We start from the raw sequence: 8,865 nt of genomic DNA on the forward strand, positions 1-8,865 counted from the left end.
GGGCTTCCCTGCCGCGTGAACGGTCCTGTCGCCCGGTCGTTGCCGCTGCATTTGATCGTGCTGCTCGACCGGTTGCGATTGCGCGGACAGAATGGCGCAAGAGACGAACTCGCCTTGCGCGTGGAGGATGTCGCGTCTTCGATCATCGCGGCACCGTCGGCTCTGCCCCTTAACGGCAGCGTCCCACCCAAGCCAGGCATTGGGCTCGGCCGGCTGCTTCGGTGGGCCGCCTAGCGCCAGCTCCGGGCGTCATGGTCTGGTACTTCGAATGCCGCCACGGGGTCGAGCGTCCCTGCTGGCGGCCTTGCCAATCGCCCTCCCCGGCTCAGGGCATGCCGTCCTCGGGTTCGCGCTGGGCGGCGAGATCCAACGATGGGTCGTCTTGGCGTTCGCGCATCTCGGCGTTCAGACTGCCTGAATCCCAAGGCGGGCCTCGTCCTGACCGCCCAGATATCGCCGGCGGCGGCGTGGAAATCCTGGATMATCGGACCGGAAATCGTATCCGGTGCGATGATCCAATCCCCGTGTGCCTGCATCGGCTTTCCCGAAACCCGCAATCCACCTTTCCAGCCGATGCGTCAGGAGGCAGCCACATTGCCTCCACGCAAGCCGGCTATGGAATTTCGTATTGTGATTCGTACGCCCTGCCTGCAATTTTGAAAGTAAAGAGGATTGACATGGTAAAAGTGACAAGAATTACCATGACCGCCTGTGCCTTTAGTGCCTTCCTGGCAACGGCTGGTTTCGTTCAAACTGCGTTTGCCCAAACTCAGGCCGAGGCCAATTCTGTCTCGCCCTTGGCTACTGGCTTGACTGATGGCGGGGCCGCCGAAGCCCAAGTCGTCGAAGCTACCCGCGCCGGCGATGTCCTTACGATCAAGCTTCGCTTCAAGCCAATCGCCACGAACAAGCTGGAACGACTCTATGATTCGATCAGCAAGGATGCTTATGAAAACAGCTTCTATGTTCTTGCCGGCAAGAAGAAATACCTGCTGCTGACAGATAGCAACGACAAGCCGCTGACAAATCCTAACCTGGTCATCAAGGCCAACAAGGATTCTCCGATCGCGGGCTCATGGCATGGCAGGTTCCCTGCTCCACCGAAGGATGTCACGGACGTGTCGTTGACGATCCCGGGGGTCGAGACGCTCKACGCGATCAAAATCACCGACCGATAGCCATGGCGGGTGCGACCAAGTCTTCCCTCGCGATCGTCGTGTTTCTGGGAGTGGCAAGTAGCTCGTTTGCGCAAGAGCCACCTTACCATCGCGAAATACGCGATCTCAAAGCCACGGTTCTGGATCTTAAGGCCACGGCTCTGGATCTGAAGGGACTCCCCTCCGACTTGAACAGCGCGGTATCTGATCTGTCGGCGAAAGCCGGCGGACTTGCCGCCCGGCACGGTGGTCTTTCCGTGCGACACGATGCGACGACCGTCAGGCTGTCGATGACGGGCGATATCCTGTTCGATTTCGACAGGGCCGACATCAGGTCGGCTGCCGAACCGACACTCACCGATATCGCGCGTCTCGTCGCATCTGTCCCCGCTGGCACGATCGTCATCGAGGGGCATACGGATTCAAAAGGGTCTGCTCGGTATAATCAGGAACTGTCCCTTCGGCGGGCCCAGGTCGTCGCGCAATGGCTTGTGAGACACGGAGCAGATAAAGCGCGGCTTTCGGTCAAAGCGCTCGGCGATAAGCGTCCGATCGAACCCAATACGCTTAAGACCGGAGCGGATAATCCCGAAGGGCGTGCCCTGAACCGACGCGTCGAGTTCGTTATGCCCAAGCAGTAGAAGCGATTGTCTGCGGGCCGACGACAACGCGTCGGCCCGCTCCCGGCCTCCGGCAAAACGGCCGGATGGCCTGGCGCTCAGAAACCTCCGCCCCGCAGCGACATTCCGAGCGCCTGCTAGAGCAGCGGCCCGAAAAGTGGATTGCGGTTCCGGGAAAGCCGGTGCAAAGACAAAGGGTTAGATCATCGGATCTGGATACGATATCCGGTCCGATGATCTGATCAGGCGACCACAATTGGATATTGGAATCTTGCCCGGACGCTGACATCCGAGATCGGATGGGGTGACATCAGCTCCCGACGCTTGCCGGACGCTACGGACGTCCGCTTTGGGAAACACCGGAGGCTGCCAAGGCAAGTTGGCGTCCGGAGCCGCAGCATGGCCCCGGACGCCAGGATCAGAAGGTCAACCCGCAGGCTTGACGGATGGCGATCTGAACTGGCGAGGGAGACAAGGACGGATCAAACTCGCCCCGTGGCAACAGCGGCGGCTGCGCCATGAATCGCGGATGCTGGCCGCAATGGGGTTGCGCTGCATGAACCAGGAACGGGTGGCATAAATAGACCGTGCCCGCCGCTCCGGTTGCGACTTCGACCGCACAATCTGCAGTCGAGGCGTAGCCGTTCGCGGAGAGCTGCCGGAGTGTGGTTCCCGCCTCGCCGTAGGGCAGAAGCTCCCGCGCAATCACGGCATGCGAGCCCCGGCGAATTCTCGTAGGAGCATCGTCGGGCCCGACATCCGATAGCAGGAAGAGCATGAGCAGGGCTCGTCCGCTGCTCCTTACATTGGCTCGCCATTCCATGAAATCCGGATTGTCCAGGCCAAAGCTCACATCCACATGCCAGCCGTCGTCCCCTGGCGCTTGCGCCGAGGGGAACCGAATCGGAAAGGTCCCAAGCCCCCTGGGGGCGATCCAACGCTCTACGCCGACGAGTTGATCGAAGGCCTTGTGCAGGGGCGGCGTATTGGCCGCCTGGATGAAAGCAGGCGAGGATTTCGAGCTCACCCGGATGACCGGTCGCGTCCAGCCTTCCGGCTTGCTGGGCGATAAGCCGATATCTGCCCACAATTCATCMCGGCATTGCCTTGCAAAATCGGCACTGAAGGCGTTCTCGATTTTGACGAATCCGTCGTCGATGAAGCTCTGGACCTGACGGGATGTCAGGCCAATCTGCGCATTATTGGGCATTGCACGTTTCTCCGCTCGGCTGCCGTATCAGCGAAGCCGTTTTGATCTGATCTGATCGGCGCGAAGGCGCCGGACGGCTTGAGGCCGTTCAGATCAGGGGAAAGAACGTGGAGGCGAACATCATGACGAGCCCCCCTACCACGGCAACAAGGGCAGCCTCAAGGTCACCATTGCCCGGCTCTTCCCCGTCAAGGCGCCAAGAGGTAACTCCGAGTCATCGCCCGGAAGCGGTCGCTCCGGATCAAACTGCTCAAGACCCGGTCTCGAGCCGTTGCAGGATTCCCGACGGCCGTCTCGACAGGCTAGTCAGTGCTCGCCTCGACCGGCCATCGTGATAGGGAGGAGGCTATGGCCTTCACCCTCCACTGTTTTGCCGACATCCCCACCTCCGACTGGCTGGTTCTGCTGAACCATCCTGACGTCACGCGTCACATGCCGCTCGCCGATGGCAAGTGGACTGAAGCATCTGCCCTCGACTGGGCCAAGGGCAAGGACGCCCAGTGGCAACACAACGGCTACGGTCCATGGTCCATCCTCATTGATGGTCGCTTTGCGGGCTGGGGTGGCTTTCAGAAAGAGGCAGATGGCGCTGACCTCGCCCTCGTTCTCCTACCCGCGTTCTGGGGGCATGGCGCCGAGCTGTTTCACGGCTTCATGGAGCGTCGGGCCGACCTTGGCATCGGCAATGTCAGCATCCTGCTGCCGCCGAGCAGGTCGCGGGTGAAGGGCCTTGCCCGACTTGGTTTCATTGCCGACGGTGAGTTGGACTACCACGGCCAACGCTTGTTGAAGTTCCGGACGACCGCGTGAACGGTCGACCATTTACAGGTCGTGGTTGCCGCGGACGTGGAGCACCTGCGCCGCCCTGATTGCTTGCCTGCGCAGTTTTCTCGTGGGCGCTTCCAGGCGAAGTATTGCTATGGTTTTCCCCGGCTCTATCTGGCCTTCCAATGTGATTTGGGTTCCGACTTCAAAGGCAAAGAGCCAAGAAGCTTTGGGATCTGCGTCGCTCGGACCCCAGGACCTCGCGTTTCTTCCTGGATCATGACTGATGAGGTCAGAGCCGGCGCCCCTTTCATCCGACAGAGCCCATTCTCGGCGCGGTCCGTATCGCCCCGTTGCGGACCTTTCGGCGACGGGGCATGAAGTACCTTTGGAGGTATCAGGACGTGGAAATGACCAATGTCCAAGAGCGAGCGCAGCAGATATTGCGTGCTGAAGCGGCGGCCATCGCGGCCGTAGAGGTTAATTCGGCTTTCGATGCTGCGATTGAGGCCATAGAAGCCTGTCGCGGCAAGGTGATCGTCACCGGCATGGGGAAAGCCGGTTTTTCTGCCAATCGTTTTGCAGCCGTCCTCTGTTCGACCGGGACGCCAGCGGTCTTTGTGCACCCAGGCGAGGCCGCGCACGGCGACCTGGGCGTCGTCGGCCCAGGGGATTGCCTGTTCGCATTCTCCACGTCAGGCAAAACGCGCGAAGTGGTCGAGATGGTGGAACTTTCCCGGCATCTGGGGCCCCACAAGGTCATCGCCGTTACCTCGCATCCCCAGTCCGATCTTCGTCTTGTGAGCGATATCATCATCGACATGGGACAGATCGCGGAACCCTGTTCCTTGGGACTGACCCCGACCGCGAGCATTGCCGTCATGTCGGCAATCGCCGATGCCCTTGCGTTGATCGTCATGGAGCGGCGTGGCTTTACGCGAAAGGACTATGGCCTCCGGCACCATGGGGGTTACCTTGGTGCCAAGGCGCGTTTGGACAACGTCTGAGAGCCCGTCCCGAAACGCGCCCTCGTCAGGTGTTCCGGGTGCGACGCGGTCGATGACCTGCCTTTTCCCCGCCGCGCCGGCCTCGTTTCCGTCCGCCGGTGACGGTCAACCGTCCACGGCGCCCCCTTTGCCGGCGGTTTGCGGGATGAGGCGGCGCCGGCACGCGCACGTCCCGGGCCGGACTCCGCTCATGGTTCCGCCGTGCCTACCCGTCCGAGCGCAGCGTCAGCCTCGACCACGGGATCGTTGAAGGTCCAGCGGGGGATCGTGCGCATGCGGTCGAGGCCGGCGAAGACGGCCGCAAAGCCGCCATCCGGCGAAACCTCGCGGAGCGCGGCATCGAATTCCTGGCCGAACCCGTTGAAGCCCTCGGCCTCCACTTCGCAGAGATGAATCTGGTTCCAGTCGATCCGCAGCGCCGGATCACGGTAGAGCACGGCCGCCGTCTCCATGGTCCGGAACGTCCCAATCCTGTTCGCCTGGACGAGCTTCGCAGCAGCCGGCCCGATATAGTTCCGCATGATCTCTCGGTATTCGCCGAGAGAGGGAGCCTGCACCTCGATATATTCCAGCGACGCCTGCCGCTCGGGCCGATCGGCTGAGCCCTGCCAGTTTCGCGGCAGGACGAAGGCCGCGGGGGTGGTCAGGAGAATCTCCGCGCGCAGCACCTGGATCTGCGGCGGTTGCTGCTTGACCACGAGTTCGCGAATGGCGTCGGCAGGAACGATATCTTGGAAGTAGCTCAGTTCGAGATGGCTCCAGACAGCCGCTTCCGAAGCGTTCCGAAACACGGAGCGGTGCCGATACAGCGCCTGCCCGAGGCACGTTTTCCCAAAACGCGCCCAGTCGACGACGCGGTCCTCGAGCTCGGCTTCCGCTCCGGGATCCGCTTGTATCGTCCGGGCTAGCACCACGAGGCGGTCGCCGGGCTCGATCCGGGCCAGTTGCGACCCGTCAAGGGGATGAACACTCTCAGAAATTGGACGCCTCGGATCGTTCGTCTCGTCGTATCTGTCCCCGCTGGCACGATCGTCATCGAGGGGCATGCGGATTCAAAAGGGTCGGCTCAATCGAGCCCTGAATCGAGCATTGCTGCGACGATTTCGGCCGGGCCTCGTCTGGCCCGGCCAGCCGACCTGGGGCCGTGTTCAGTTGCCCGACGGCAGCGCGATGCTGATACCCTCCTTCGACAGGATGTCGCGGACGCTCTGGAATTTCTGATAGTCGGACAGCGTCATCGGCCCGGTATAGCTCTCGCTCTGCAGCTTGCGCGGCGGATACTGCACATAGGTCTTCATCAGCTTGTTGATGGCCTCGGAGATCGTCACCATCGTCCAGGTGCGCTCGGTGTAGTTGTTCATGAAGATGTCGTAGCGCTCCTGGGGATCCTGCCAGAGGTCGAAGACCTGCGGGACGGTGGCGACATATTTCTCGGCGCCCTTCCAACCGAGATTGCTGTCCACCGCCAGACCGCCGGTCGGGGCGCCGTTGTCGCCGCGCAGGTTGAAGACGGCCTTGTAGTTGCCGATGCGTGCCGCACCCGGAGAGAGCTCGTTCTCGGTGAAGTAGAACCACTCGTTGCGGGGCGAAGGGCCGGTCCCGAACAGCACCGGCGACAGGTCGTAGCTGTCGAAGATGATCGGCTGGTTGGCACGATCCTGGGTCGGCAACCRCACCCCGCCGACCGAAGCGAACGTCGCCATCAGATCGAGACCGCCGGTCACTTCGTGGTTCTTGGAGTTGGGTGCGATCTTGCCCGGCATCCAGGCGATGGCGGGAACGCGGTTGCCGCCTTCGCGAACCGTGCCCTTGGTGCCGCGGAACGGGGTATAGCCGGCATCGGGATAGACGTCCTGCCAGGCGCCGTTGTCGGTGGTGTAGAAGACCAGCGTGTTGTTGGCACGGCCGGAACTGCGCACCTTGTCCATGATCCGCCCGATCCGCGCGTCGAGCTCGACGACGGAGTCCGCATATTTACTCTTCGACATCGACTTATGGATGTAGTCGGGATGCGGCATGTTGGGCTGGTGCACCTTCATGAAGTTGATGCTCATGAAGATCGGCTCGGGCGAATTCGCGTTGCGGTCGAGATAGTCGAGCGCCGCCTTCTCGACATAGCCGTCGAAGAACGGGATGCCGACCACGCCTTCGGCGCCATTGATCACCGGCGTGTCGACATATTGGCCGTTGATCTTGAACTCCTCGCGCGCCGGCTGCCCGGCATTGCCCGACAGGGCTCCCTTCGTTACCCGCTGGAACATCGCCCGAAGCTCGGGTGACATATCCGGGAACCAGGTCGGGTCTGCGTAGGTGTAGGCGTTGAGATGATAGAGGCCGCAATATTTCATCTCGTCGTAGCCCTGGGCATTGGGCAATGCGTAATCGGCCTCTCCCAGGTGCCATTTGCCGGTGAAGAAGGTCTTGTAGCCACCGGTCTTGAGCACCGAGGCCAGCGTCCATTCGGCAGCGGRCAAGCCGCCGCCCTGGCCCTGGAAGGCCACGGTCGTCATGCCGCTCCGGTTCGGGATGCGGCCCGTCTGCATGGCGGCGCGGCCGGGCGTGCAGCTCGGCTGCGCATAGAAGGAGAAGAACGTCATTCCMTCCGCCGCCAGCTTGTCGATATTAGGGGTCGGCATGCCGCGGCCGATGCCGCCGCCATAGGGGCCAAGATCGCCGTAGCCGGTGTCATCCGACACGATCATGATGATGTTAGGTCGCTGCTGCGCCGCCGGTGCCGGTGTCGGGGCGGGTTGCGTCTGCGCCGCCGCCATCCCGCTGAAGGCGAGCGATGTCAGTGCAGTCGCTCCGAACAACGCCGCGCCAAAGCGCTCGCGCCAGGCTCCGAACCGCTCCAGCGCCCTGGCCGTGGAACTGTCTCTTTCATCAAGCTGCAGGCAATCAGGCATGACCTCACTCCTCAGGCTGCTTTGGATCGGACGGTGGTCTCCAGACGCATCGAAATCCGACATGACTGGTCGAGGTATCGACCGGCTCGGCATGGCGCGCGGCCGGGCGATAGCCCTTGATCACCTTGCGTGGAATCCTGATCTCCGGCATCGCCGGATCATAGCTTGCGCCCTCCCGCCCGCCGCGCGGGTTCACCGGGATGCAGCAGGCCTTCGCCGCGTCGGCCTCATGGCGGGCGGAGTACCAGTCTTCAGTCCATTCCCAGACATTGCCGATCATGTCGTGGAGGCCATAGCCGTTCGGCGGAAAGGCGGTGACCGGCGAGGTGCGCTCGAAACCGTCCTGGTTGCTGTTCTCGTGCGGGAAGTTGCCCTGCCAGGTGTTCGCCAGATGTCGGTTGCCGGGCGTGAGCTCCTCCCCCCAGGCATATTCGGCGCCGTCGAGCCCGCCCCGCGCTGCGAACTCCCATTCCGCCTCGCTCGGCAGGGCCTTTCCGGCCCAGCGCGCATAGGCGAGCGCATCGGCGAAGGTGACATGGACGACCGGATGGTTGTCGAGGGCGTTGATGTTGCTGCCGGGACCATAGGGGCGACGCCAGTTCGCGCCCTTGGTCAGGCTCCACCATTGGCTCCAGTCGCGCAGGTCGACCGGCCTCGTCGGCGGCGCAAAGACCAGCGAGCCGGCATAGAGCATATGCGGCTGCGTGCCGGGATAATCCTTCGGATTGGGCACGACCTCGGCAAAGGTGACATGTCCCGTTGCCCTGACGAATTCCTTGAACTGCCGGTTGGTCACCGGGGTCCGGTCCATCCAGAAGCCGTCGACGGTGACGCGATGCGCCGGAGCCTCCTCGGGGTAGTGCCGGTCCGAGCCCATGCGGAAGGTGCCGCCGGGGATGGAGATCATGCCTGGTGGCGGCGCTGTTCCTGCATCGGGGGCAACATGCGGTTGATCGCGGGAGGCCGATGGCTGTCCGTCGGCGATTTCGAGGATACGCATGGCAGGCACTCTTTGGAGAATTGGAGCAATTCTGTTCTAGAGTCAGAGAATGACAACACGAGACAATCGCGGCACTTACTTCAAGGTAATTTTTAGAATCCAATTAAATGACAGGAAAACGACAAGTAAATGACAAGATAAATTATAAATCAAATCTATAATCAAAATTAGATATTACGAGTTACAATTAAATTGTAGAA

The 8,865-nt window shown here is 61.9% G+C and carries 9 protein-coding genes; 5 read left to right on the forward strand and 4 right to left on the reverse strand.

Going from position 1 to position 8,865, the window contains the following annotated elements; translation table 11 throughout:
* The 3 genes from AC1DJT_RS30620 to AC1DJT_RS30630 all read left to right on the forward strand — a co-directional run.
* The coding region (locus AC1DJT_RS30620; protein WP_476835522.1) for a hypothetical protein at nucleotides 1-234 on the forward strand (234 nt) is incomplete at its 5' end.
* Nucleotides 235-677: 443 nt separating this feature from the next.
* The gene (locus AC1DJT_RS30625; RefSeq protein ID WP_476835523.1) at nucleotides 678-1,178 is read left to right on the forward strand and encodes a hypothetical protein; all 501 of its coding nucleotides are present in this window, start codon (nucleotides 678-680) and stop codon (nucleotides 1,176-1,178) included.
* Nucleotides 1,179-1,180: 2 nt separating this feature from the next.
* Nucleotides 1,181-1,798: an OmpA family protein gene (locus AC1DJT_RS30630; RefSeq protein WP_476770728.1), complete on the forward strand. Its 618-nt coding sequence runs from the start codon at nucleotides 1,181-1,183 to the stop codon at nucleotides 1,796-1,798.
* Between the two features lie 397 nt (nucleotides 1,799-2,195).
* Here the strand turns inward: AC1DJT_RS30630 and AC1DJT_RS30635 are convergent, their stop codons facing one another.
* Nucleotides 2,196-2,987, reverse strand: a complete 792-nt coding sequence (locus AC1DJT_RS30635; RefSeq protein WP_476770727.1) for a phytanoyl-CoA dioxygenase family protein — start codon at nucleotides 2,985-2,987, stop codon at nucleotides 2,196-2,198.
* 348 nt (nucleotides 2,988-3,335) lie between these two features.
* Between AC1DJT_RS30635 and AC1DJT_RS30640 the strand changes: the two genes are divergently transcribed.
* Nucleotides 3,336-3,797 (forward strand): GNAT family N-acetyltransferase, encoded by a 462-nt coding sequence (locus AC1DJT_RS30640; RefSeq protein ID WP_476770726.1) that lies wholly within the window; start codon nucleotides 3,336-3,338, stop codon nucleotides 3,795-3,797.
* A 365-nt stretch (nucleotides 3,798-4,162) separates the two neighbouring features.
* On the forward strand, nucleotides 4,163-4,759 hold the full coding sequence (locus tag AC1DJT_RS30645) for an SIS domain-containing protein (RefSeq protein WP_476832555.1): 597 nt from the start codon (nucleotides 4,163-4,165) through the stop codon (nucleotides 4,757-4,759).
* Between the two features lie 188 nt (nucleotides 4,760-4,947).
* On the opposite strand, the gene AC1DJT_RS30650 is transcribed toward AC1DJT_RS30645, so the two are convergent.
* From AC1DJT_RS30650 to AC1DJT_RS30660, 3 genes are all read right to left on the reverse strand, one after another.
* Nucleotides 4,948-5,550 (reverse strand): hypothetical protein, encoded by a 603-nt coding sequence (locus AC1DJT_RS30650; RefSeq protein WP_476835524.1) that lies wholly within the window; start codon nucleotides 5,548-5,550, stop codon nucleotides 4,948-4,950.
* A 357-nt stretch (nucleotides 5,551-5,907) separates the two neighbouring features.
* Nucleotides 5,908-7,530, reverse strand: coding sequence for an arylsulfatase (locus AC1DJT_RS30655; RefSeq protein ID WP_476835525.1), 1,623 nt, complete (start codon nucleotides 7,528-7,530; stop codon nucleotides 5,908-5,910).
* 139 nt (nucleotides 7,531-7,669) lie between these two features.
* Nucleotides 7,670-8,572 carry a formylglycine-generating enzyme family protein gene (locus AC1DJT_RS30660; protein WP_476770224.1) on the reverse strand — a complete coding sequence of 301 codons (903 nt, stop codon included), beginning with the start codon at nucleotides 8,570-8,572 and terminating at the stop codon, nucleotides 7,670-7,672.
* Nucleotides 8,573-8,865 lie beyond the last annotated feature (293 nt).

The organism is Allobosea sp. 05T422_2, assembly GCF_056396265.1.

Excerpts from the sequence above, each read along its gene's own strand:
- AC1DJT_RS30645 (WP_476832555.1), top strand. The coding sequence starts at position 4,163 with ATGACCAATGTCCAAGAGCGAGCGCAGCAGATATTGCGTGCTGAAGCG.
- AC1DJT_RS30630 (WP_476770728.1), top strand. The coding sequence starts at position 1,181 with ATGGCGGGTGCGACCAAGTCTTCCCTCGCGATCGTCGTGTTTCTGGGA.
- AC1DJT_RS30640 (WP_476770726.1), top strand. The coding sequence starts at position 3,336 with ATGGCCTTCACCCTCCACTGTTTTGCCGACATCCCCACCTCCGACTGG.
- AC1DJT_RS30660 (WP_476770224.1), bottom strand. The coding sequence starts at position 8,572 with ATGATCTCCATCCCCGGCGGCACCTTCCGCATGGGCTCGGACCGGCAC.